The 24653-nt window shown below is 62.1% G+C and carries 24 protein-coding genes and 2 pseudogenes; 23 read left to right on the forward strand and 3 right to left on the reverse strand.

Translation table 11 applies throughout. The features are described from left to right. Positions 1-188 precede the first annotated feature (188 nt). Positions 189-641: pseudogene (locus BG61_RS33775) on the reverse strand (HU family DNA-binding protein). A 198-nt stretch (positions 642-839) separates the two neighbouring features. On the opposite strand from BG61_RS33775, the gene BG61_RS44330 reads away from it, so the two are divergent. From BG61_RS44330 to BG61_RS33835, 12 genes and pseudogenes are all read left to right on the forward strand, one after another. Further along, positions 840-1082: an NAD(P)-binding domain-containing protein gene (locus BG61_RS44330; RefSeq protein WP_232255991.1), complete on the forward strand. Its 243-nt coding sequence runs from the start codon at positions 840-842 to the stop codon at positions 1080-1082. Positions 1083-1465: 383 nt separating this feature from the next. Further along, positions 1466-2701: an urea ABC transporter substrate-binding protein gene (locus BG61_RS33785; RefSeq protein WP_035926840.1), complete on the forward strand. Its 1236-nt coding sequence runs from the start codon at positions 1466-1468 to the stop codon at positions 2699-2701. Positions 2702-2767: 66 nt separating this feature from the next. Next, the gene (locus BG61_RS33790) at positions 2768-3637 is read left to right on the forward strand and encodes an ABC transporter permease subunit (protein WP_035926838.1); all 870 of its coding nucleotides are present in this window, start codon (positions 2768-2770) and stop codon (positions 3635-3637) included. Between the two features lie 9 nt (positions 3638-3646). Beyond that, the gene (locus tag BG61_RS33795) at positions 3647-4729 is read left to right on the forward strand and encodes an ABC transporter permease subunit (protein WP_035926836.1); all 1083 of its coding nucleotides are present in this window, start codon (positions 3647-3649) and stop codon (positions 4727-4729) included. Further along, entirely contained in the window at positions 4726-5436 is a 711-nt protein-coding gene (locus BG61_RS33800; RefSeq protein ID WP_035926834.1) for an ABC transporter ATP-binding protein, read from the forward strand. Before BG61_RS33795 ends, BG61_RS33800 begins: the two co-directional genes overlap by 4 nt. Next, complete coding sequence (locus BG61_RS33805; RefSeq protein ID WP_035926831.1) at positions 5433-6140, forward strand: ABC transporter ATP-binding protein; 708 nt, start codon at positions 5433-5435, stop codon at positions 6138-6140. Before BG61_RS33800 ends, BG61_RS33805 begins: the two co-directional genes overlap by 4 nt. Positions 6141-6153: 13 nt before the next feature. Continuing rightward, positions 6154-7140: an acetamidase/formamidase family protein gene (locus BG61_RS33810; protein ID WP_035926828.1), complete on the forward strand. Its 987-nt coding sequence runs from the start codon at positions 6154-6156 to the stop codon at positions 7138-7140. An 80-nt stretch (positions 7141-7220) separates the two neighbouring features. Next, positions 7221-8375 carry a transporter substrate-binding domain-containing protein gene (locus BG61_RS33815; protein WP_035926825.1) on the forward strand — a complete coding sequence of 385 codons (1155 nt, stop codon included), beginning with the start codon at positions 7221-7223 and terminating at the stop codon, positions 8373-8375. 1 nt (position 8376) lies between these two features. Further along, positions 8377-9027, forward strand: a complete 651-nt coding sequence (locus tag BG61_RS33820; protein WP_035926822.1) for an ANTAR domain-containing response regulator — start codon at positions 8377-8379, stop codon at positions 9025-9027. A 46-nt stretch (positions 9028-9073) separates the two neighbouring features. Beyond that, positions 9074-9835, forward strand: a pseudogene (locus BG61_RS44885) (SDR family NAD(P)-dependent oxidoreductase). Between the two features lie 37 nt (positions 9836-9872). Next, on the forward strand, positions 9873-11417 hold the full coding sequence (locus BG61_RS33830) for an amidase (RefSeq protein ID WP_035926819.1): 1545 nt from the start codon (positions 9873-9875) through the stop codon (positions 11415-11417). A gap of 1107 nt (positions 11418-12524) precedes the next feature. Next, positions 12525-13280, forward strand: a complete 756-nt coding sequence (locus BG61_RS33835; protein WP_035926816.1) for a FadR/GntR family transcriptional regulator — start codon at positions 12525-12527, stop codon at positions 13278-13280. Positions 13281-13342: 62 nt separating this feature from the next. Here the strand turns inward: BG61_RS33835 and BG61_RS33840 are convergent, their stop codons facing one another. Next, complete coding sequence (locus tag BG61_RS33840) at positions 13343-14113, reverse strand: FadR/GntR family transcriptional regulator (protein WP_051672978.1); 771 nt, start codon at positions 14111-14113, stop codon at positions 13343-13345. Between the two features lie 238 nt (positions 14114-14351). On the opposite strand from BG61_RS33840, the gene BG61_RS33845 reads away from it, so the two are divergent. From BG61_RS33845 to BG61_RS33885, 11 genes are all read left to right on the forward strand, one after another. Next, on the forward strand, positions 14352-15377 hold the full coding sequence (locus BG61_RS33845) for a 2-keto-3-deoxygluconate permease (protein WP_081868275.1): 1026 nt from the start codon (positions 14352-14354) through the stop codon (positions 15375-15377). A gap of 13 nt (positions 15378-15390) precedes the next feature. Further along, a complete protein-coding gene (locus tag BG61_RS33850; RefSeq protein ID WP_035926813.1) occupies positions 15391-15819 on the forward strand; it encodes a GlcG/HbpS family heme-binding protein in 429 nt (142 codons plus the stop codon). Between the two features lie 23 nt (positions 15820-15842). Further along, positions 15843-16820 (forward strand): 2-hydroxyacid dehydrogenase, encoded by a 978-nt coding sequence (locus BG61_RS33855; RefSeq protein ID WP_035926810.1) that lies wholly within the window; start codon positions 15843-15845, stop codon positions 16818-16820. Positions 16821-17114: 294 nt separating this feature from the next. After that, positions 17115-18317, forward strand: a complete 1203-nt coding sequence (locus BG61_RS33860) for a PQQ-dependent sugar dehydrogenase (protein ID WP_081868273.1) — start codon at positions 17115-17117, stop codon at positions 18315-18317. Between the two features lie 45 nt (positions 18318-18362). After that, complete coding sequence (locus BG61_RS33865) at positions 18363-18635, forward strand: c-type cytochrome (RefSeq protein ID WP_035926854.1); 273 nt, start codon at positions 18363-18365, stop codon at positions 18633-18635. An 86-nt stretch (positions 18636-18721) separates the two neighbouring features. Continuing rightward, complete coding sequence (locus BG61_RS33870) at positions 18722-19069, forward strand: hypothetical protein (protein ID WP_129572050.1); 348 nt, start codon at positions 18722-18724, stop codon at positions 19067-19069. Between the two features lie 37 nt (positions 19070-19106). Next, on the forward strand, positions 19107-19181 hold the full coding sequence (gene pqqA / locus BG61_RS42385) for a pyrroloquinoline quinone precursor peptide PqqA (RefSeq protein WP_129572051.1): 75 nt from the start codon (positions 19107-19109) through the stop codon (positions 19179-19181). Between the two features lie 139 nt (positions 19182-19320). Further along, a complete protein-coding gene (locus BG61_RS33875) occupies positions 19321-21003 on the forward strand; it encodes a carboxylesterase/lipase family protein (RefSeq protein ID WP_051672980.1) in 1683 nt (560 codons plus the stop codon). Between the two features lie 5 nt (positions 21004-21008). Further along, positions 21009-21368: a hypothetical protein gene (locus tag BG61_RS40735; protein WP_232255989.1), complete on the forward strand. Its 360-nt coding sequence runs from the start codon at positions 21009-21011 to the stop codon at positions 21366-21368. Further along, positions 21319-21837, forward strand: a complete 519-nt coding sequence (locus BG61_RS33880) for a hypothetical protein (protein WP_232255988.1) — start codon at positions 21319-21321, stop codon at positions 21835-21837. Before BG61_RS40735 ends, BG61_RS33880 begins: the two co-directional genes overlap by 50 nt. Before the next feature lie 442 nt (positions 21838-22279). Further along, positions 22280-23053 (forward strand): MBL fold metallo-hydrolase, encoded by a 774-nt coding sequence (locus BG61_RS33885; RefSeq protein ID WP_035926805.1) that lies wholly within the window; start codon positions 22280-22282, stop codon positions 23051-23053. Positions 23054-23678: 625 nt separating this feature from the next. On the opposite strand, the gene phaZ is transcribed toward BG61_RS33885, so the two are convergent. Further along, on the reverse strand, positions 23679-24494 hold the full coding sequence (phaZ, locus tag BG61_RS33890) for a poly(3-hydroxyalkanoate) depolymerase (protein ID WP_035926802.1): 816 nt from the start codon (positions 24492-24494) through the stop codon (positions 23679-23681). Positions 24495-24653: the final 159 nt, after the last annotated feature.

The following is a 24653-nucleotide window of genomic DNA, read 5'->3' on the forward strand; positions in this document are numbered from 1 at the left end:
TGCTGCGAAGAAAGCGCTCACCCCACCGGTTGCCTCTGTTGCGCCGGAGACGATGGCCAAGCCCGAGAATGGCGCCGCTCAGACAGCGGTGTAGCGGGGCGATGACAGGACACGCTCCGCATCATATTTGAAAGCAAAACGCCCCTCCACTGCTGCAGTGAGGGGCGTTTTTACGGTCCGTGCCCGATTTAAAGCGCGGCGTCCTTCAGCTTCTTGAGCGGACGCACTTTCAGGCGCACCGTGGCAGGTTTGGCCGCGAACCACTTGTCTTCGCCCGTGAACGGGTCCTTGCCGAAGCGCTTTTTCTTGGCCGGTACATTTCGAGCCACCACCTACAGGAGACCCGAAAGGGTGAACTCCTTGGCGCCTTTCTTGTGAACCGAGGCAAGCACCGTTTCTTCCAGCGCTGCCATCAACCCCTTCGCGGCCTTCGCTTCCACACCAGCGCGCTCGGCCAGGTGGACAGTGAGCGACGCCTTCGTGAACGAGTCCTTGATGGGTTTCAAGGGGGTTGGGGCCACGGTCTTTGTCGCGGCAGCCTTCCTCACGATACGTGCCTTGGCCTTCCTAGCCCACGGGCGCGGCGGTTTTCTTCGGGGCCGTGGCGGTGGATTTCGTTGCACTAATTTTTTCCATATCATCCTCGTCGTCGTCGAGCTGATCCGCAAGCAATGGTCGCCTGATTTCGGATCGACCCACTCAGCGCCAATGCTACGAGCGACACGCGATATTGCGATCCCAACTTCAGACGCCTTCAACGAAGCATCGCATCCAGGCTCGGCGCGGCCGCACGCGACACCTTGAGGATCCGCCTTTCCGCCGCCGACTGCCCGGATCTCGTGCATGTCGTCACGTCGACGATATCAGTAGCTTTCGCACGCGAACTTGTCAGGCGGCACGAAGCAGCGAGTGTCGGCTATGTCGCCGCGCCGGTACTTGGGCGTCCCGATGTGGCCGCGAAAGGCGAACTCAACGTGCCGGCCGGCGGTGCGCCGCACGCAGCGGCAAAAGTGCGCCCGCTCGAACGACCTAAGTTTATAGCGGTCGATATCGACGCTGGCCGGATTGAGTGCGCCAGATAGGTGAACGGAAACCATCAATCAATGTAGAGTCGGTCCGGAGGAATAAACTGCGGATGCTAGCCTTTCGCGTACAGCGGATTACTGCGGGCGATTTGCCGGACTCTCCTGATTCGTCGCGAGACGATGGTCGCCGAGGGTGGATTTACGAGCGGCGCGGAGGAGGCGAACTCCGCAACGAATGCTCCCGTCGATTTTTGACCACTGTTGACAAGTAAAAATACAGCGACTTAGACTTGGGCCATACCTTGAGGCCCGACAAAGATGTCCGCCCGAGGACCCGGCACAGAAGCCCCCTGGCGAACCAATGGTTCGCCAGGGGGCTTTTTTTTGTCCGAATTTCCCCCTGTTGTTCTAGCGCTCACTTCTACTTCTGGAGAACCCGCATGTTGCTGAAGCCGTCGGGCTGGATGCGTCTCGCCCTCACCGCAGGAATTGCACTGACCTCGCTCGCCTCGCTCGCCGCCGATCCCGTGAAAATCGGCTTGCTGGAAGACGCTTCGGGAAATTTCGCGCTGGCAACGATTCCGAAGATCCACGCCACCCAGCTCGCGGTCGATGAGATCAACGCGAAGGGCGGCATCCTCGGACGGCCGGTGACGCTGATCGCCTACGACACGCAGTCGGACAACACCAAGTTTCAGGAACTCGCGCGGCATCTCGTCCAGACCGACAAGCCCGACGTGATTTTCGGCGCGTTCTCCAGCGCCTCGCGCGAAGCGATCCGGCCAATCATGGACCGCGCGCATCAACTCTACTGGTATGACAATCAGTATGAGGGCGGCGTTTGCGATACGAACACCTTCGTGACCGGCGCGGTGCCCGAGCAGCAGTTCTCGACGCTGATTCCGTGGATGATGCAGAAATACGGCAAGAAGGTGTACACCATCGCCGCCGACTATAACTTCGGGCAGATTTCGGCGGAATGGGTGCGCAACATCGTGAAGGAGAACGGCGGCACGATGGCGGGTGAGGAGTTCATTCCGCTGTCCGTATCGCAGTTCGGCCAGACGATCCAGAACATCCAGAAGGCGAAGCCTGACTTCGTGGTCACGCTGCTGGTCGGCGCGAATCAGGCGTCGTATTACGAGCAACAGGCATCGGCGCATCTGAACCTGCCGATGGCGAGTTCGGTCAACGTCGGTCAGGCGTATGAGCACAAGCGCTTCAAACCACCTGCGCTCAAGGACATGTACGTGACGGCAAACTACGTCGAAGAGGTCGATTCGCCCGCGAGCAACGACTTCAAGAAGCGCTTCCATGCCAAGTTCCCGAACGAGCCGTATATCAATCAGGAAGCGGCGAACGCCTACGACGCCATCTATCTCTACAAGGCCGCCGCGGAAAAGGCCAAGTCGACCAATCAGGATGCGGTGCGCAAGGCGCTGGAAAGCGGCGACATCTGCACGACAGGTGCGCAAGGCAAGGTCTGTATCGATCCGAAGAGCCACCACGCGAGCCACACCATCTATCTCGTGCACGTGAAAGAGGACCACTCCGTCGAGATTCCGAAGGTCTGGGACGACGTGCAGCCGTATTGGCTCGGCAAGGTCGGTTGCGATCTGCCGAACAAGCCGGACCATCGTCAGTACACGCCGTCGAATCTGCCCAAGAAGTCCTGATCCGAAGCCGGCGCGTTCACTACACGCAGCACGCACGCGCGCCGGCCTCCTGAACGTGGAGCGCGCATGGCCACCTTGTCGGTTCTCTATTCGCTCGTTTATCAGTTCGGCGACAACTTCGCCTATCTGGTGCTCGCGGCGCTCGGTCTCGCGGTGATCTTCGGCATGATGGGCGTCATCAATCTCGCGCATGGCGAGTTCATCATGTGCGGGGCGTATGTCACCATCATCGCGGCCAAACGCGGCGTGCCGCTACCGCTCGCGATGCTGCTCGGCGCGATCGCGGCGGCGCTCGCAGGCGTGATCGTCGAAAGGCTCGTGATTCGTCATCTATACGACCGCCTGTTCGATTCCGTCGTTGCGACATGGGCGATCAGCCTCATCGTGCAGCAGACGATGCTGCTCGTCGCCGGTCCGTCCATCGAAGGCATCGCCACGCCGTTCGGATCGTTCTCGCTCGGCGACTATTCGTTCTCGACTTATCGCGCCGTGCTGCCGCTCATCGCGCTGGCGATCCTTTTCGGCCTCTACCTGCTGTTCTTCAAGACGAACTACGGCGTCTGTGCGCGCGCGACGATCCAGAACCCGAATATCGCGCAATGCCTCGGGCTGCGCACGGACCGGCTCTATACGTTGACCTTCGCGCTCGGCGCGGGGCTGGCAGGTCTCACAGGCGCACTCTACGCACCGACCATGACGGCGGTGCCGACGATGGGCAGCAACTTTATCGTGCAGGCGTTCGTTTCGGTGGTCGTCGGCGGTGCGAACGTGATTGCGGGAACGACGCCCGCCGCTGGCGTGCTCGCCATCATCCAGACAGCGCTCACGGCATCTTACGGCCAGTTGTTCGGGCAGATCGGGCTGCTCGTGACGGTCATCGTCGTGATCCGGCTGATGCCGCAAGGCCTCGGTAACCTCTTCACCCGCTTGCGCTAGGAGGCAGACGTGAAGCAAACGAAAATGCCTTCAAAGATGTCTCACACCAGCGCCTCGACACGCGCGCTGCGTGCGGTGCCCTGGCTCGCGGCGCTGTGCCTGCCGCTCATCGTCGATGCGAACACCAGTGGCAACCTCGCGTACTGCCTGCTGTGGGCATTCAGCGCGGTCGGCCTTGCGGCGATGTGGGGCTACGGCGGCATCCTGTCGTTTGGACAGACCGCGTTCTTCGGACTGTCGGGCTATAGCTACGGCATCTTCACGCTGAATTACGGCGACATGTGGTTCGAGTCCTGGCTCGGTCTCGGCGTGGGCCTGGTGGTGAGCGTCGTGGTCGCCACGCTGATCGGCTATATGATTTTCTACGGCCGCATCAAGGGCGTGTTCATCGGCATCGTCACGCTCTCGGTGACGCTCGTGCTCGAAACGTTCATGTCGCAGACGGCCGGACCGCAATGGGCGATCGGTGAAGCGCGGCTGAACGGCTACAACGGCATGGGCGGCATGGCGCCGCTCACGATCCCCTGGCGGGACGGACCCCTCACGCTGGAAAACGTGAGCTTCTATTATCTCGTGCTGATCCTGCTGATCGTGGTGTATGTCGTGATGCGCAGGCTGCTCGATGGCACCTTCGGCCTCACGCTCATCGCGATCCGCGAGAACCCGCAACGCGCCGAGATGCTCGGCGTCGACATCCGTCGTCATCAGCTACTCGTGTTCGTGCTGGGTTGCACGCTGGGAGGATTGTCGGGGGCGCTTTACACGATCTGGGGTTCCTACATCACGCCCTCGACGATGGGCCTCACCGCGGCCGCGATGCCGGTCATCTGGGTCGCGACCTCGGGCAGGAAGAGCATCGGCGGAACCATTCTCGGCACCGCGCTGCTCGTCTGGCTCTCGCAGAATCTCGCGGTGTACGGCAGCCAGTACGCGTTGATCCTGCTCGGTGCGATCCTGCTGATCGTCGTGCTGGGCGCGCCCGAAGGCTTGCTGCCATTCGTCACGCGGCAGCTGAAACGTCTCTCCAGCCGCACGGGCGACGGCGCGCGCCCCGGTGGTGCATGTCTCAAACGAGAGGAGGGCAAGTCATGACCTCGCTCCTGGAAACGCGCGGACTCACGAAGCATTTCGGCGGCGCCCACGTTATCAACGGTATCGACTTCAGCATCGACGCGGGTGAGATTCGCTGCGTGATCGGGCCGAACGGCGCTGGCAAGAGCACGTTCTTCAAGCTCATCACGGGCGAGCATCGCCCCTCGGAAGGCAGTGTGATGTTTCTCGGCCAGGACATGAGCCATGTGCTGCCTCACGAGCGCATCCGCATGGGCATGAGCATCAAGTTCCAGATTCCCGGCGTGTTTCCGGACCTGAGTGTGCGCCAGCATCTGCAACTATCGCTGCATCGCGCGAAAGACGACCGCCCCGAGAGCCTCGACGAACTGCTACAGCGCTTCATGCTGGCGAGCGAGGAGGGCGTGCTCGCGCGCAATCTGTCGCACGGCAAGAAGCAGTGGCTGGAGATCGCGATGGCCGTGTCCCTGCGACCCAAACTGCTGTTTCTCGATGAACCTGTGGCGGGCATGTCGGTCGAGGAAACGCACGCGACGGGCGAGCTCATCAAGCGTCTGTCAGCGGCCGGTCTCACGATGATGGTCGTCGAGCACGACATGACGTTCGTCAAGCAGATCGCCTCGCGCGTGACGGTGCTGCACGGCGGGAGTGTTCTCGCGGACGGCCCGCTCGACGAAATCCTCGCCCGCGACGATGTCGCCGAGGTCTACTTGGGAAAGAAGAAATGAGCGCGTTGCTCGAAGTGTCAGGCGTAGAAGCGGGATACGGCGGCGGCCGCGTGCTCAACGGGGTGTCGATCGGTATCGAGCGCGGCGAGGTGCTGGCGCTGATCGGCCGCAACGGAGTCGGCAAGACGACGCTGATGCGCGCGCTCATCGGACTCGTCAGGCTCGATGCTGGTGAAATCAGACTCGACGGCGCTGCGATCGGCCACGAAAAACCGTACGTTCGTGCGCAGAAGGGCATGGGATACGTGCCGCAGGGCCGCGAGATTTTCGGCGCGCTGACGGTCGCCGAGAACCTTCAGGTCGGCGCACAGGCGAATCGTGCGCAGGCCGCGCAGATGAAAGAGAAAGTCGTCGGCTACTTTCCCATCCTGAAGAAGCGCTACACGCAGAAAGCGGGAACCATGAGCGGTGGCGAACAGCAGCAACTCGCGATTGCGCGCGCGCTCATCAGCGCGCCCAAGGTGCTGCTGCTCGATGAACCGTCGGAAGGCATTCAGCCGTCGATCGTCGATCTGATCGGCGAGACGTTGCAGCAGATCGCGCGCGAGACAGGCATCGGCGTGGTGCTCGTCGAGCAGGACATGGGCATGGTCGAACGGATCGCGACACGCTGCTGCGTGATGGACAAGGGCCGTATCGTCGATGTGTTGAGCCCTGCGCAACTCGGGGACGAGCAATTGATTCGCCAGTACCTGGCACTGTGACGGAGAGCGGAACATGAAATGGCTTGAAGAATCGATCATGATGAAGCGCGGTGTCGGCGCGGATCGGGAACCGGTGGAGCACCATCTCACCGAGGAGATGCAGCAGACGTATCACTACACCATCGGGCCGTATTCGCAGCCGGTGCTGCACGTGAAACCCGGCGATCGCGTCGTGGTGGAAACACGCGATGCGTTCGAGGGCAAGATCAAGGAGGAAACCGACAAGCCGTCGCAGGTGCTGCAGGTGCCGTTTCTGAATCCGCAGAACGGACCGATCATGATCGAGGGTGCGGAAAAGGGCGACGTGGTGGCGGTGTACATCGAGAAGATGGCGCCGCGCGGCGACGATCCGCACGGCTTCTGTTGCATGATTCCGAACTTCGGCGCATTGACGGGCACCGACTACACTGCATTGCTCAACGAGCCGTTGCCGGAAATCGTGCGCAAGATCAAGATCGACGAAGAGAACGTGTACTGGAGCAAACGCAATACGCTGCCGTACAAGCCGCATATCGGCACGCTGAGCCTTTCGCCGGAAATCGATTCGATCAATTCCCTCACGCCCGACAATCACGGCGGCAACATGGATGTGCCGGACATGGGGCCGGGCAGCATAACCTATTTACCGGTCCGCTCGCCGGGCGGGCGCCTGTTTATCGGCGATGCGCATGCCTGTCAGGGCGACGGCGAAGTGTGCGGCACGGCCGTGGAGTATCAGAGCACGACGACCGTGCGCCTCGATCTCATCAAGAACTGGCAGATCGCCTGGCCGCGGCTGGAGAATGAAGACGCGCTCATGAGCATCGGCAGCGCGCGCCCGCTGGAGGACGCGACGCGCATCGCCTATCGCGAACTCGTGTTGTGGATGGCGGCCGAGTACGGCTTCGACAAGTGGGACGCGTACATGATGCTGAGCCAGGTCGGCAAGGTTCGCCTCGGCAATTTTGTCGATCCAAAATATACGGTTGGCGCGATGGTCGCCAAGCACTACCTCAAGTAGAACATCATCCAGACGAATCGAAGCATTGAAGACCCAAGCGCGGGGCGCCGCTCCGCGCGCGTTAGAGAGCGTGTCACGAAATGGCTTTGTCCGATCCAATCCGAGTGGGCTTGCTGTGCTCGACGAGCGGTTCGACCGCGTTGCTCGAGCAGTCTCAATGGCGCGGAGCGTGCCTCGCCGTCGAGGAGATCAATGCGCGCGGCGGTATCGGCGGACGCGAACTCGTGGCCCTGCATTACGATCCCGGCTCCGACCCGGCCTCGTTTCGCGAGCTGGCCGAGCGGTTGATCGTGAAGGACGGCGTCAACACGATCTTCGGCGGCTATACGTCGACCAGCCGCAAGGCGATGCTGCCCGTCGTCGAAAAGCACAACCGGCTGCTGATCTACGCGCAGATGTACGAGGGCTTCGAGTACTCCGACAACATCATCTATAGCGGCGCGTCGCCCAATCAGAACGGCGTGCAACTCGCGGACTTCATGACGGAGACCTTCGGCGCGCGGGTCTACTTCGTCGGGTCGAGCTACGTCTATCCGTACGAGTGCAATCGTACGATGCAGGAACTGCTGCTCCAGCATCCCGAGGGCGCGATTCTCGGCGAGCGCTATCTGCCGCTCGACGCGCCGCGCGATGAGTTCGCGCAGGTCATCGCGGACATCAGGCGCAAGTCGCCGGACTGGATTTTCTGCACGGTGATTGGGGAGACCGTGCCTTATCTCTACGATGCCTACGCGCACGCGGACTTCGATCCGGCCAGAATGCCCATCGGCAGTCTCAATACCTCCGAGACGGAGATTCGTGCGATGGAGCGCGGCATCGCGGCGGGCCACATCACGGCCGCGCCTTATTTCCAAAGCATCGACACAGAAGAAAATCATCGCGCGGTCGCGCATCATCAGGCGCGTTATGACGCGGAGGTGCCGACCGACATGAACTGGGAGGCTGCGTATTATCAGATGCACATGTTCGCGGAAGCATTCGCGCGGGCAGGCTCCGACGAGCTCGCGACAATCATGCCGCATTTGCTCGGTTCGGAATTCTCCGCGCCGCAAGGCCGCGTGCGCATCGATCCCGTGAATCATCATATGGCGCTTTATCCGCGCATCGGCCGCGCAAACGCGGACGGCCAGTTCACCATCCTGCGCGAGTCGAAGTTCGCTGTCGGCCCCGATCCGTACATGACGCGCCAGACGCTCGGGGACTGGGTCACGAAGTTGAGCACGCGAGACTATTGACGTGAGCGCGCGTGCGGACAGAGGCCAGCGGAGCCTCACCAGTTCGATCCTCGAGCGCAATGCGCGCGTGGTCGTTTTCCATCCGGACGACGACGACGGGCAAAGGCTCGCCAACCATCTGCGGCGCATGGGCTTTCATGTCGAGCAATGCTGGCCGCCGATGGTCACCTTGCCCGAGCGCGTCGATCTGGTGTTTCGCGCGCTCTTGCCCGAGGAGCGTGCGCCGAGCGGCGAGTGGTCGGGACCCGATGCGCCGCCCGTCATCTGCGTGGTGGCCTATGAGAATCCGACGTTCATCGATCAGGCCATCAAACTCGGGGCGGACGGCATCGTCACGACGCCGATCCGCGCATCGGGGTTGCTTTCGACCGTGGTGATGGCGCTGTATCACGCGAAGCGTGCGCGTCAGCATGCACAGCGTATCGCCAAGCTCGAACAGAAGCTGCTCGACAGCCGGCATCTGCAGGAAGCTAAAAACATTCTGATGATCATGCATCGCGTGAGTGAGCGCGATGCGTACGACATGCTGCGCGCTCAGGCGATGGAAAAGCGCGTGACCATCGACGATATCTGCCATTCCGTCATTCAGGCTGGCGAAGTGTTGCAGATCAGGCGCGGTATGACATCCGGGGAAGGGCGCGAGAAAGAGTGAGCGCACAGGTTACGCTTTCTGATCGACGCGCACAGGAGCGACGAACATGGACCTGCAACTGAAAGGCTTGAAGGCGATCGTGACCGGCGGCACGAAGGGCATCGGACTCGCGATTGCGCGGACATTCGCCGCGGAGGGCGCCGACGTCGCCATCTGCGCGCGCGATGAAGCCTCTGTCGAATCGACCGCGAGCGCGCTGGCCGAACTGAGCGGCGCCCGCGCGTCGGGTGTGGCCGTCGATGTGTCGGACGGCGATGCGCCCAAGGCTTGGGTCGGGCGCGTAGGTGCGCAGTGGGGGGATCGATATCGTCGTGGCCAATGTGAGCGCGCTCGCGATCGGCAACGACATCGAGTCGTGGCGCAAGGAGTTCGAGACGGATCTGCTCGGCACGGCCAATCTCGTCGATGCCGCCATTCCGTTTCTCGAGGTGAGCCGGGCCGCTTCGATCATCGCGATATCGAGCGTGTCGGGACGCGAGATCGATTTTGCCGCGGGCCGTACGGGATCTTCGAGGCCGCGCTCGTTCACTACATGCAGAGTCTGGCGAATCAGCTCGCATGGAAGGGTATCTGCGCGAATACGGTATCGCCAGGCAACGTGTATTTCGATGGCGGCGTGTGGTACTGGATCGAGCATAACGACACGGCGCTGTTCGAGCGTGCGCTTGCGTTGAACCCGACGGGACGCATGGGTCGGCCGCAAGGAATCGCCAACGCAGTGGCGTTCATCGCGAGTCCGGCGGCGAGCTTCGTGAGTGGGGCGAACTTCGTCGTCGATGGCGCGCTCACGCGCGGCGTCCAGCTTTGAGCGCTCTGAGGTACGAATAACTCAACAGGAGCATCGAATGGAACAAGGCAGTGCGATGGACATCGATCTGGACGCGCTCACGGTCGAGGCCGTGCAGGAGGGCTTTCGAGCTGGCACATTTACGGCCGAGCAACTGGCGCGCGCCTGCTTCGACAGGATCGAGCGCGACAACACGAAATTCAACGCGCTGATCTTTCTGAACCTGGACGCGATCGACGATGCACGCAAGATCGACGAACGGCGCACAGCCGGTGAAGTGCTCGGGCCGCTCGCGGGCGTGCCGGTGGTGATCAAGGATCCGATGGATATGGTCGGCTTTCCGACCACGGCGGGATGGGCGAAGCTTTACAGCAAGAAGGGCGGCGTCGACCTGATGCCCGAGCGCGATGCGCCGGTCGTCGCGCGCATGCGGCGCGCGGGCGCGATCCTGCTCGGCAAGACCAACGTGCCGATCCTGAGCCACACCGGATCGCATGCGAACGATAGCTGGGCTGGGCCGACCATCAACGTGCCGATGCCCGACCGCGTGCCGGGCGGCAGCAGCGCGGGAACGGCGTCGGCGGTTGCATCGGGCATGGCGGTGCTCGGACTCGCCGAAGAAACCGGCGGCTCGATTCAGAACCCCGCCTCTGCTCAGGACCTCGTCGGTATCAAGCCGACCATTGGGCTGGTGCCGAATGCGGGCGTCGTGCCGCTGTCGGGTAATCGCGATGTCGTGGGGCCGATTGCCCGCAACGTGTGCGATGCGGCGCTCTGCCTCGACGTGCTCGCGGGCTATTCGAGCGAGGACCCGAAGACGCTCGCGAGCGTCGGCCGGCAGCCGGAAGGCGGTTATACGTCGGCGCTGTCGCCAGATGCGTTGAACGGCAGGCGTATCGGTTTATATGGCCCGGGATGGCGCGCGCAGCCGCTCTCCGATGAAGCAGCCGCGCTGTATGCGCGCGTCAAGCAAGAGTTGGCCGGTCTGGGCGCGGTCCTGGTCGACGATCCGTTCGAAGGCTCTGGTTTCGCTGATCTAAGAAAGCCGACGCCGCCGCTGGAACACTTCGATGCGCGTGGACTCGAATCCATTCCGTACGATCTCGAGAGATATCTGCAGCGGCTCGGCAAACATGCGCCGCTCAAAACCTTCGCGGAATTCGCCGAAGCGACTAAAGACGACAATGTGTTCGGGCCCGATGGCGTACTGCGCTATTTGCCTAGCCTCGCCGATTTCCGGGCCGCGTTGGCCGATCCTTCGTTGCCGCCGGAGATGCCGGAGTTCGTCGATCTGAAGGCGCGTTATCTGAGGATCTTCGATACGGTGATGAGCACGCACCGACTCGATGCGCTCGTCTTTCCACAGATGCGATGCGAGCTTCCTCCGCTTCACGGCAAGGACATCATTCAGGAGACGACGGTCGGCGAAATCAATATCGCGGGATTGCCTGGCATTGCGGTGCCAGCGGGCTATTACGAGTCGGGGTCTCCGTTCGGGCTGATCTTCGTCGGTCGGCAGTGGGACGAGGCGGCGCTGCTCGGATATGCCTACGCGTACGAGATTGGCGCGGGTCGCCAGAAGGCGGCGCCGATGCTCGATTGATTCGGGCGTCGGCCGAGAGTTCTGCAGGCAATGTTCGGATCCGAAGGATCGACCCTGACGTTCTTCGCTCAGTCTTGAGTCCGTCGGCAGGTTACGCGAAAGTCTTGGACGGCCGCTACGCGCAGGGAAGCGGCCTCTCCTCGCACAACCGTGTACGACCGGAGTGGGTCCAGGTCGTGTGGAAACCCGTTGGAATCACAATGCGCCGCGTGACCGCTTGCATCGTCCTCGGCGTGGTCACTTTCTTCTGCCTGCCTGCCTGCCTGCCGGACCGGCCCGGACCGGATCGTCGCGCGCCTGATGGTCGACGAGTTGGCATTCTATGGTACGCGCAATGCACAAGACGCGGCGACGTGCTTGCACGGCTACGATCAGACGGCCTATCCGGAAGGCGGCCAATGGAGCTTCACCCGCTTCTACGTTCCACAGACTTTCGAAGCCGGGTATCGACTGATCAAAGACGCAGACGCACTATGGCGTGCGTTTGGACGGCCCACCACAAGGCCAATCTGCCGGGCCAACTCGAGATCGCGATGGAGTCATGTGCCCGTGCCGTCGAGATCGTGCTCAAGGCCAGCGAACTGAGGGATGGAGGCTACACACCGGAAGTCGTTTTGTGGGATCACGCTGTACGGCATAGCGCAGCAGTGGCGGTGACAACTTTAATTCGGTTTCGCCAAGTGCATGAATTTGTGATGATTTCATCGGTAACGCTGCCACTCGCGCGCGAGTTGACATCTATATTTCGAAAGTTGTGACGACTTTATTTTGATCTACGGCCCAAGCGCCCCCCGGCGTGACTCAGCCCACATTTCACATCGAGCAGAGATCTCAAAACCAGTGGTCGTCAAGGGATTGAGTTCGCTAATGATCTCAGTTGAAACCACCAGATTCTGCAGTGAAGGTGCGATCACCGCAATTTGCCCACCCACATGGCGCCCAACTGGCAGATCTGCCAGAATTAAAGGAAAATGTAATGAGCGTTAAGGCGCGGCGCGTCCATACGATGCATCGTCGAACGCGCGCAAGCGCGCACCTTGCGGCGCTTCGGCACAGGCACATCCGGCTTACCTATGAGCCGACGACCAGGGAAATCATTCAGACGTCATGTCCACCCGATTGTTCGGCACGCCCATCACCAAGCCCGTGACGCTGACTCAGCAAGTCGCGCAGCAGATTGCGGGCGATATCCTGAGCGGAGTATATCCGGTCGGCACACGGCTTCCGTCGGGTAGGGACCTGGCACAGCGCTTCGGCGTGAGCCAGTCGGTCATACGGGAAGTCACTGAGCGCCTGCGCGCGCAAGGTTTGATCGACAGCCGGCAGGGCTCTGGCTGCACCGTGAGGGCGCGCACGCAGAGCGCGGGTTTTCAGGTGCCGGAAGGCTGCGAGGCAAACCGCGCGGACCTCGCGAACGTGTTCGAATTGCGGCTCGATCTGGAGGGCGCCGCGGCGGCGCTCGCGGCGGTGCGCCGAACGAGCGCGGACATCGAGGTACTCGAAACGATTCTGAATGCGCTTGCCGAACATCTCTACACGTCGGACCGCGCTGTTGATCTGGATATTGCCTTTCATGTCGCGATGGGCGACGCGACGCACAATCGCTATTTCAAGGACCTGCTGCAGTACCTCAACTTGCAGATTCGCGAGTCCGTGAGGGCCGGGCGCACGCATTCGCTTGCGTATCCCCATCTGCCCGACGAAGTCCATCGCGAGCACATGCTTCTCTTCGATGCGATTCGCGCGGGCGACCCCGTCGCCGCTCGCTCAGCGGCCATGTCGCATCTTCGGAAGGCAGCGGCACGTCTCGAACTCTCGATGCCCGGGCGCGACACGCAGGGTGAAGTTGCCGGACCCGTTTGATCGATCCACAAACAGAAACAAACGCAGGGCTTGATGCGTGCCGCAAGCATGCGTGCCAGACGTCAACGCACCGGCGCCTCGGTGTCGCGGCGCCGGTGCTGCGTGACTGCTTCTAGCATGCCCGAGTTCCGATCGCGACCGGGAATGTCGAGACCCAGATGACAGGCGGCGCGTTGCAGGTGGAGCATTACCGCCGCGCGGGCCCTGTTCGCATCGCGTGCTCGAATGGCCTCGAACACTGCAAGGTGTTCGCGCTGCACCGTTTGTGGCAGCGGTTCGTTGACGTGCGCGTTATAGCGCGCGGCATGCACGGCCTGACGCAACTGCAAGTTGAGATACTTGAGCAAGGTGCCATAGTAGGGATTGTGCGTGGCCCCCGCGATCGCCGTGTGAAAGGCAAGATCCAGTTCGACGCCTGCATCGAGATCGAGCAGATTCTCACCCAGCACGGTCAGGATACCGGACAGTTTTTCCAGATCCGCATCCGTGCGGCGCACCGCCGCGAGCCCGGCCGCGGACCCTTCCAGATCGAGTCGCAGCTCGAACACGCTCGCCAGTTCCAGCCGGTCGGTGTCCATGCCGCTCAAGACCTTGAAGCCGTCGGCTTCGGTGCGCGCTTTGACGACGCAGCCGGAGCCTTGCCGGCTATCGATCAAGCCTTTGGAGCGCAACCGTTCGGTTGCTTCGCGAATCACCGCCTGACTGACGCCATGCATCTGGCCCAACGCCTTGCCGGATGGCAGCTTGGTGCCGACCGGATAGACGCCGGAGCAGATGGCCTCCTGAAGCAGATCGGCAACCTGCGCGGTCAGGGAGTTGAGTTTCGCCGTCATATGCGTCCTCGTTCTCTTAGCCTTGATGCGACATAGCGTAAGCCCAAGTCTTCAGAAAGCATTCGTTTTCTAGCTTTAGGGTTTACCTCACGGAAACCCGCGCAAACTTATCATATAACATGGTTAGCAGCTAAGATGACAAACCGGTATGCCGGTGTGAATCAGATCATTACAAGCTGTAAATCGAGCCAGACGTTCGTTGCCCGAAAGGGTGGCCAAGCAGGTTCAGGAGACGACAGTGAAGATCTATCAGGCGATAAATCGCGTACCGGGCGGTTTGATGGTCGTGCCGCTCTTCGTCGGAATGCTGGTCAACACTTTCGCGCCTAACGCGCTGAAGATCGGCGGATTTACGCAGGCGCTCACGAACGCCGGCTATCCCACCATCCTTGCCATGTATCTCTTCACTGCGGGTACCAAGATGACGTTGCGTGCCGCGCCGAAGATGCTCCGGCGCGGCCTCGGCATTCTCGTGGCGAAGGTGGGCATCGCGGTGATCCTGGCGCTGGGCGTCGCGCACCTGTTCCATGGCAACTTTCTTGGCCTCTCGACGCTTGCGCTGCTCGCAGCGATGAATGACACCAACGGCGGCATGTTCCTCGCACTGACCAGCACGTTCGGGACCAAGGAAGACGCTGGAACGTACGTCGTGCAGAGCGTCGAGACGGGACCGTTCGTCACCATGCTCGTGCTGGTGGGTGCGGGCCTCGCGGTCATTCCGTGGCTGACGATGGTGTCGGTCATCGCGCCGATCGCCGCGGGCGCGATTCTCGGCAATCTCGACAAGGAGTTGCGCGAGTTCTTCGGCAGGCACGAGCCGATCATCGTGCCATTCATGGCGTTCACGCTGGGCGAAGGCATCAACCTCAAGTCGGTCACGACCGCGGGCATTCCGGGCATCCTGCTCGGCGTGGGCGTGCTCGTCATCACGGGGATCGTCTGCATTGCCGCCGATCGCTTGCTGGGGGGCTCGGGCATTGCCGGGGCGGCCGCGTCGAGCACGGCGGGCAACGCGGCGGGCACGCCGCAAGCCGTTGCGATTGCCGATCCGACTTACGCCGCCATCGCGCCTATCGCGACGGTTCAGGTGGCGGCGTCGGTGATCGTCACCGCCATCCTCACGCCGATCCTCACCGCCTTCGTTCACCGACGGCTCAAGCGCCGGGAACGCGAGACGCAGGCGCTCGCGCCGGTGGCGTCACCGGTGACCGGCGACGACGAGGCGGGGCAAATCGATCATCCGCAGCCCGCCGCAAACCGCTAGACGTGAGGAGCCGATGGCATTCGCTGAACTCGATCTCGAACGCGCGCAAAACCTTCTCGAGCATCTCGTCGCAGAAGCGAAAGAGCGGTTCGGCAAACCTGTATGTGCAGCCGTCTGCGACGCGCACGGTTTTCTGATCGCCTTAGCACGCGCCGACGGCTCCCCCGTGCGCAGCATCGCGCTCTCGCAGCAGAAGGCCTACACGTGCACGCGCATGGGCGGGACGACGGCGGCGTTTCTCGAACGGCTGCGCCGCGAGGATATCGCCATCGGCTATTTCTGCGATCCGCTGCTGACCGCGCTGCCGGGTGGCGCCTTGCTCGAAGACGGCACGGGCCGCGTGATCGGCGCGGTTGGCATCAGCGGACTCGCACCCGCCGAGGACCAGTTGTTGGCCGATAGCGGCAGTGAAGTCGTTCGGCGTCTTCTGGAACACGGCTAACACACTACTCAGGAAACCAGGCAATGGCAAAGCAAAGCGTCTACGTCACGCGGATGATTCCCGAACAGACCATCGACACACTGCGGGAACACTTCGATGTGAACGTCAACCCGGAGGACCGCGCGCACACCCGCGAGGAGCTGCTGAAGGCCGTGCGCGGACGCGATGCGGTGGTCAGCCTGCTGACGGACAAGATCGACGGCGAAGTGCTCGACGCCGCCGGGCCGCAATGCCGGATCGTCGCGAACTACGCGGTGGGCTTCAACAATTTCGATCTCGACGCGGCGAGCGCGCGCGGCGTAATCATGACGAACACGCCGGGCGTGCTCGACGATGCCACCGCGACGCACGCGTGGGCGCTGCTGCTTGCGACAGCCCGCCGCGTGTCCGAGTCCGAGCGCTATGTGCGCGCGGGGAAATGGGAGGGCTGGGCGCCGATGGCGTTCATCGGTCAGGACGTCGACAACAAGACGCTCGGCATCGCGGGGCTCGGCCGGATCGGCTCGAAGTTCGCGCGCAAGGCCGCGGCATTCGACATGAACATCATCTATACCGACGCGAAGCCGAACGAGGCATTCGAGCGGCAGTACAACGCGCGTTTCGTCGACAAGGCGACGCTTCTGCGCGAATCGGATTATCTGTCGCTGCATCTGCCGCTCCTGCCCGAAACGCATCACTACATCGGCGCCGCCGAACTGGCCGCGATGAAGCCGACGGCCGTGCTCATCAACGCGGCGCGCGGTCCGCTCGTCGATGAGAAGGCGCTGGTTGTCGCGCTCAAGGACAAAGTGATCTGGGGGGCGGGGCTCGATGTCTTCGAGCACGAGCCCGCGCTCGCTCCCGGACTTGCCGGACTCGACAACGTTGTGATCGTTCCGCACATCGCGTCCGCGACCACGCAGACCCGGCTCGCGATGGGCAAGATCGTCACCGACAACGTGATCCGCGTGCTGAAGAGCGAGTCGCCGCTCAACTGCATCAATCCGCAAGTGCTGAGGTAGAGGGACGTCATGGCAACAGCAAGCTCGGTCATTTGGCGCTGTGGCAGGCGGGGGACCTGACGTTAGAGCAAGTAACGAGAAGAGACAGTCTGCCCGACACTTGCGCAAATGTTTCACTTCACTGACTTGGCATTAAAGATCCTACGGGTTTTCCAATCACGAATGCCGGTTCACGGTCGGGCGCAGTCGACGCGCCTTGACCGACCCGGCAGGCACGACGACGCCGTGTGCTTCCTGCGGAATCGATGCAGTTTCTCGAGCCCGCGTCATAACCTTCGAAGAACAGAGGACGCAATGGACCCAAGCTTCAAGCGAACCACCTTTGTAGCGGGAGTATTGGCCTGGGCGGCAGCGGGTACCGTCTGGGCCCAGGACGCGCCGCGCACGTATCCCCAGGACCCCGATGCCGTGGCGGCGGTCAAACAGAACTTGAAGAACGTCAAGCTGCCGCCTGGCTTCAAGGTCGAGCTCTACGCGATGGTGCCAGGCGCGCGCGCCATCGCCGTCGATCCGACGACAGGCACGGCCTATGTCGGCACGCGCAAGAATGCCGTGTGGGTGCTGCACGACGACGGCAATGGCAAGGTGAGCCAGGTCACGGAGTTTGCTCCGGCGAGCGGCTTCAAGGACCCCAACGGCGTGTGCTTTTCGCCCGACGGCACGTTGTTCGTCGTCGAACTCAACCGCATCCTGTCGTTCACGAATCCGGGCAGCGCGACACCGGGCGAGAAGGTGATCGTCCCGCAGGGCCAACTGATTCCCGTCGGCGACGAAGCCTATAACCACGGCGCGCGCGTATGCCGCATCGGACCGGACGGCAAGCTGTATTCGACCGTGGGCCAGCACTACAACGTGCTGCCGCCCGAGAAGTACGAGGCCTATTACAAGGCAGGCATGGGCGCCATCGTGCGGTACAACCAGGACGGCAGCGGCCGCGAGATCTATGCGCACGGCATTCGCAATTCGGTCGGCATGGACTTCAACCCGAAGGACAAGACGCTCTGGTTCACGGACAACCAGACCGACACGCTCGGCGACGATCGTCCGCCGGGCGAGCTGGATCGCGCCACCAGGGCAGGTGAGGACTTCGGCTATCCATTCTATGGCGGCGGCCATGATCGCACGGTCGAATACAAGGACAAGACGCCGCCCGAGGGCGTGATCTTTCCGCAAGTGAACCTGCCGCCCCACGCGGCGGACCTCGGCATGTCCTTTTACGAGGGCTCGTCGTTTCCGAAGAAGTACGTCGGCGGCATCTTCGATGCGGAGCACGGCTCGTGGGTTCGGAAGCATCCGCTCGGCGCACGCATCATGTTCACGCGCCTGAAGCCCGACGGCACCGCGGCGGGTACCGAAGTATTTGCGGCAGGCTGGCTTACGAGCGATGGCCAGTACAAGGGACGTCCCGTCGATGTCGAGCCGATGAGGGACGGGTCGCTGCTCGTCTCGGACGATTTCGCGAGCGCGGTGTACCGCATTTCCTATGTTGGCAAGTAAGGGGCGAGTGTGCAAAAGATTCTTCGGAGCTTCGTTCTGTCGGTGATGCTGGCATCGATGGTCTCGGGCAGCATGGCAGCGGACATCGTCGCCGGCAAATCGCGCGCGGGACAATGCGCGGCATGCCACGGACCGGACGGTCATGCAGTCATTCCGCAGACCCCGAACCTGGCGGGCCAGGACGAAGACTATCTGGCCGAGCAACTGAAGGCCTTTCGTTCGGGTGAGCGGCAAAACGAAACGATGTCGGTAATCGCCAAGCCGCTGAACGATACGGAGATCGCCAACCTCGCCGCTTACTTTCACAGTCTGAAGTGAACTCGCCGGGGCCCGCGAATCACTGACGACGAATGGATTCCGGCCGGATGCGCGACGCGCCAGGCCGAAACGAACAGGAGCCGACCATGAAGATGAAAGGGATCGTTGTACTTGCATGCTGCTGGTCCGTCGCCGCGCTTTCGGCCTCGACGCTCGCGCACGCGGCGTCCGACCCGCATGTCTTCACGCAGACGTGTCCTAACGGGGACAAGATCGCCGTGAACATGAACCGGAAGACGCTGGTGTTCACCCGAGGATCGCAGACTTATCACGCGACCTACGATGATGGTTATGCGCTGACGTGGGCCGCGAACAATCCGCCGCTGCCCGATGGCGTGAGGAACATGCCCACCGGCGGGCAGATCGGAACCGATGGCGCGTTCTTTGGCGATGGCGATGTCGACAACAACGTCGTGTGTCCGCGCGACAAATGAGCGGACGTTTTTTCTCTCACTTCAAGGAGCTTCTCTCATGACCTGGACCACCCCGGCTTACACCGACTTGCGTTTTGGATTCGAGATAACAATGTATATTGCAGTGCGCTGATCCCGGCAGGTTGCGCCGGGATGGCGCCCGTTCGCCGCCCCGGCGTACTCACGCGCCTCATCGCAGACGAGCCGTGCCGCGAGCGTTCCCACTCGACGGCAGGAGACTGGAATAGAACGAGGGAACTGGAGACAGCGCAGTGAAAGCGAGAACGAGCGAATCCGCGGGCGTTGCGAGCCTCAGCGACCCGAAGCGACGTGTCGCATTAAAGGGACTTGCAGCCACCACCGCGGGTGCGATTCTGCCCGCGCTGAACTCCTGCGCATTCACGTCGTCCGCGACGAGCCCGGTCGTGGAGACACGAGCGGGGAAGCTGCGGGGGACGAACGTGTCGGGTGTCGAGGTGTTCAAGGGCGTGCGCTATGCCGACACTACCGCTGCCACGAACCGCTTCATGCCGCCGCAGCCCGTGCCTCCCTGGGCCGGGGTGAAGGACGCGACAGCGTTCGGCGCGTCGGCGCCGCAGACGAGCGACTCGCTGACTGCGCTGAACAGCTGGTACTCGCAGTTGCAGCCACTATGCGAAGACTGCCTGTTCCTCAACCTGTTCGCGCCGGCCAGCGGGCGCGCGTCTGCGAGGCGACCAGTGATGGTCTGGCTGCACGGCGGCAGCTGGTCGAACTGCGCCGGCACCGCGCCGGGTTTCAACGGCACGAATCTCGCACGCGACGGCGACGTGGTCGTCGTGACGGTGAATCATCGACTGAATGTATTCGGCTACCTCTATCTCGGCGACAAGGACCCGCGCTTCGCCGATTCCGCCAACGCCGGCCTTTTCGATGTGGTCGCGAGCCTCGCATGGGTCCGCGACAACATCGCCGCCTTCGGCGGCGACCCGGGCAATGTCACGGTCTTCGGCCAGTCGGGCGGCGCGGCCAAGGTCGCTGCGCTGATGGACTTTGCTCCCGCGCATGGACTCTTTCACAAGGCCGTGATCGAAAGCTGCTCGGGTGGCATTCATCTGGAGAGCCGCGAGGAAGCAGAAGGGCAGGCGCGTCTATTAGGCGCGCGGCTGGGCATCCCGGATCTCGACCCGGGGAAGCTGCAGGCCGTGCCCATGGGCCGGATGATCGCCGCGATGAAGACGATAAGCGACCCGTTTCGTCCGGTCGTCGACGGCCGGGGCTTCACGCGACATCCGTTCGATCCGGGCGCGCCAGCGCGATCTTCCGGGATGCCGCTCCTCGTCGGTAACGCGGCGAACGAGATGACGCTCTACATGGCGGCGGATCCGCGAAACTTCTCACTGGACGTGAACGAAGTCAAGAAACGCACGGGCCTGCTGCTCAAGCAGGACCCGGCGTCGGCCGCGCGCATTGTCGATGCCTACCGCGCCGCGCAGCCCAATGCATCACCGAGCCAATTGCTGGCCGCCCTCAGCACCGACTATGTGTTTCGCCGCAATACCACGCGCATCGCGGAGCTGCAGTCGGCGCACGCGCCCGTGTACGACTATGTGTTCGACTGGAAGACGCCGGTCATGGGCGGCAACCTGCAGTCGCCGCATACGGCCGAGGTGCCGTTCGTTTTTGGCACCGTCGACGTGGCGAGCGGCCTGCTCGGCAATGGCGCGGAGCTTGCGGGCTTGTCACGCGACGTGATGGGTACCTGGACAGCGTTTGCCCGCACCGGAAACCCCAACACCAGCGCGATGCCCGCCTGGGCGCCGTACGACACCGCCCGCCGCTCGACCATGATGATCGACGTGCAGAGCCACGTTGCAAGCGATCCAGGCGGGACGGCGCGGCATGCGCTCGATGGCTTGCCGCTCTACGAGTACAACGTGGATCGGAACAGTGTGGTGCGCTCGACGGGCGCATAGCAGCAATGGCGGATGACGTTTTCGGTTGTCGCGTATTGATGTTCCGAGCGGCCCTGTCTTCTGCTTGCGCGCGACTACCCCATGATGACGAGTTACCACGCCCAGCCGGCTATCGACTGATCAAAGACGCAGACGCACTATGGTGTGCGTTTGAGACGGCCCACCACAAGGCCAATCTGCCGGACCAACTCGAGATCCCGATGGAGCCATTTGCCCGTGCCGTCGAGATCGTGCTCAAGGACAGCGAACTGAGGGATGATCGAGGCTACACACCGGAAGTCGTTTTGTGGGATCACGCTGTACGGCATAGCGCTTATGTCCAATCGCGCCACGCAATGGGACGCGTGCTCGCCGCCGCCGCGTGATGAGGTGCGGTTACAGGCGCCGAGCTTCCCGATTCTCACGTTCGACGAAACCAGTCTGACTCCGTCGCTGGGGTATCTGTTCAACAACAAGTGGCTTTATCCCTGCGAGACGCTGATCTCGATCCTGTGGAAGTTCGAGAGAGCCAATGCGTTGATCGGTATCGTCGTAGCACGTCTACTGGGACCAGAAATCGATCTCTACGAGGGCGTCGTGCCCGACCGCGGGTCGCTTGATCTTCATCGGCTACGCGATGAATTTGGTTTGCCACGAGAGACGCTACGTAGGGCAGTCCCCAAGCAGTCGGGGCGTCGCCGCTTTAGTGGCGTGTTCCGGTACGGTCGACGGTGTCTGGGCAACGACTACGATGGCGTTGTGCATCAACCTGAAGATCTGAGTCGTCGCCCGGCTCATCATTGCGGGCTGGATCGATCTGCCGGCGCTGTAGCCGCGAAGTGCCATATCGTGTGAACGTACAGCTTCTTGAGGCGCAATATCGGTGCGCGAACTGTCTGGTTCGCCTTGGTTCCAACGTGTGGTCACCGGCCAACGCCGAGCCGATGAGACCGGCGCATCGCAAATCCTTTACTCGTCGCTATTTTAAGCGATGTCAAAGGTGAGCGACCCAGCGTCGCCCCCGATCGTCTCCCGTTTCGACTCACCGATCGCCGCGAACAAGCGAGCGTCGGCAGGCATCAGGTGCAAATTGACACCTTCGCGCAGCAGTGGCGGTGACAACTTTAAATTCGTTTTCTTTAAGTGCATGAATTCGTGATGATTTCATCCGTAACGCTGCCACTCACGCGCGAGTTGACAGGCTTATTTCGGAATTTGTGACGACATTATTTTGATCTACGCGAAGTGAGATGCGGAGTGTGTCAAAGTAACAACTCATACTCGTGATCGCCTCTACATGACCAAATTACCGATTGCCGACCGATGGTTCGAATTCAAACGCATCAGCGACGACATTACCCTGCTTTGGGAACCCCACGTCGTGCCGCTGATGCGCTGCAATATCTGGCATGTGCGCGGCCGCGACCGGGACCTGATGATTGACACAGGAATGGGTATCGTCAGTCTGCTGGATGCAGCCAGGCACCTGCTGCAGAAGGACGTCACCGCCGTTGCCACGCATACGCACTCTGATCATATCGGCGGACATCATGAGTTCAAGCACACGCTAGTTCACGAGTTGGAGGCAGACAACCTGCGCTCCCCGCGTGAGCCGGGCACGCTTCTGGCGTCGGTATTGGGCTACGAAGCGATTCGTCGGTATCGCGAAGCAGGTTATCCGTTCGACGGCGATCTGATCACAGCCCTTCCCAGCGTTGATTACTCGATGTCCGACTATCAGGTGCGTGCTGCAACGGTCACGGAAATCGTCACGGAGGGGAACATCGTCGACCTCGGCAACCGGCATTTTGAAGTCCTGCATCTACCCGGCCACTCACCGGGCAGCATCGGCCTATGGGAAGCGGCATCCGGCACACTGTTCTCCGGCGACGCGATCTACGATGGCCCGCTGCTGGATGAAATAGGCGGCGCTGATATTCCGACTTATGTGCGCACGATGAAGCGCTTGCGTGAATTGCCCGTCCACGTGGTCCACGCTGGACACGACGAGAGCTTTGGGCGGGAACGACTGGTCGAGTTGGTCGATGCCTATCTGGCTAAACGCACCTGATCGTTGACCGGGTCCGCCGCTCGTGCGTCGCCGGCCGGACTTCGCGTGTCAAGGAAACGGTTGGCGTATCTCGGCCACGAAGCGTCATTCGCCCGCGCCGTCGCTCGGACATTCGTACGTCGTTCCCACCAGAAAGCGGCCATTCAATTCACGCGGAACGACGCCTGGCGACGCAGGCGGTGACGTGCCTGCCGGACAGGCGACGCTTCCAAGACGACACGGTTGATACCGCGGAGGTAATCCGCTCGCGCAGCCTTCAAAAAAAACAGAAGGTGTATCGGGCAGAAGTTGCTGCGAGCGCCACGTCACACTGGCGTTCTCGTCCGCGTGCAATTCGGCGAATCGGACCAGGGCGGCCCTCAGGTGGCCACTGCCAATCAGGCACCATGGGAAAATGAAATCGAATAATACGTCGATCTGCGAATGGGCGCGGCGCGTTCGGAGCAGCGCACTGTGGACGCCTGGATTGCGTTGACAGTCTTCATGGATGGTCCCTATTGGTCAGCGGTTGCTCGCCTGCACCCGCCAGCAAGCCCCATGCGAGGCGAGACTCGATGTCGGATGCCTGTTGATCCCCGCACTCGATGCGGCAGGTCATCGCCATTGCCGGCCTGGCTGTTCGGCGCTACTCCTGCAGCAGGAAGTCGCGCACCAGGGGAGCCACTTCGCTCGTTCGCGTGACGAGAAAGAGGTGACCGTCCTCAACGACATGAAGCGTCGCCTGACGGATACGGGAAGCGAGAATCTTCGCGTTGACGAGCGGCACGATGGGGTCGTCGTCGCCGTGCATGACGAGCGTTCGCTGGCGCAGGCAGCCGAGCCAGAGCAAGCTGCTCCAACCCCACATGGCCAGCAGCTGGTACACGTACCCACGCCCGCCTGGCGCCTGAATGTGACGTCCGTGTTCCTTCAGCAACTCGGGATCGCGCCGGTATGCACCGCCATAGATCTCCGCGCCGACCTCATGCAGAAAATCCGGGTCCTTATAGCGGCGGAACCCGATCAGCTTGGAAAGCACGGAAATCCGGCCGGGCACCATGATGACGCCCGGCGAGGTGGAAGCAAGCACCAGTCGCCGGCAACGCGACGGATACTGATACGCGAACTGCTGCGCAAGCGCTCCACCCCACGACACACCAAGCACGTCCACCGGTCCCGCATAGCCGAGCTTCTCGAGCAGCTTGTCGGTCAGCACTGACAGCGTGGAGAGTCGATACGGCGCGAGCGGCGCGGGCGATCCGCCCACGCCCGGTATATCGAACATCACGACTTCCACATCACCGAGCGCATCGACGAACGGCTGGATCAGTTCGAGATTGGCGCCGATGCCATTGAAGATGACGAGCGGCGGCGAAGCATCGCCGCCTCGCCAGATGCCGACCCGCAGCAATTGACCTTCCAGAACGACGGTCTGGATCTCCATGGTGCGCACACTATCCATCGTTCTTTTCCTTATGAAATTCACCGGTTCGCCGCGCGAGCGCGCCAGCATTGCCCTTCGCGAGGCCGGGTCATGTGTTCAGATCAGGCCTCGAGGACATAGGTCCCCGGTGCTTCGGCCAGTCGCTTATGCCGCCTGTTGCCGAGCGCCCTGGGCGCG

Source organism: Caballeronia glathei, assembly GCF_000698595.1.
GTDB lineage: Bacteria > Pseudomonadota > Gammaproteobacteria > Burkholderiales > Burkholderiaceae > Caballeronia > Caballeronia glathei.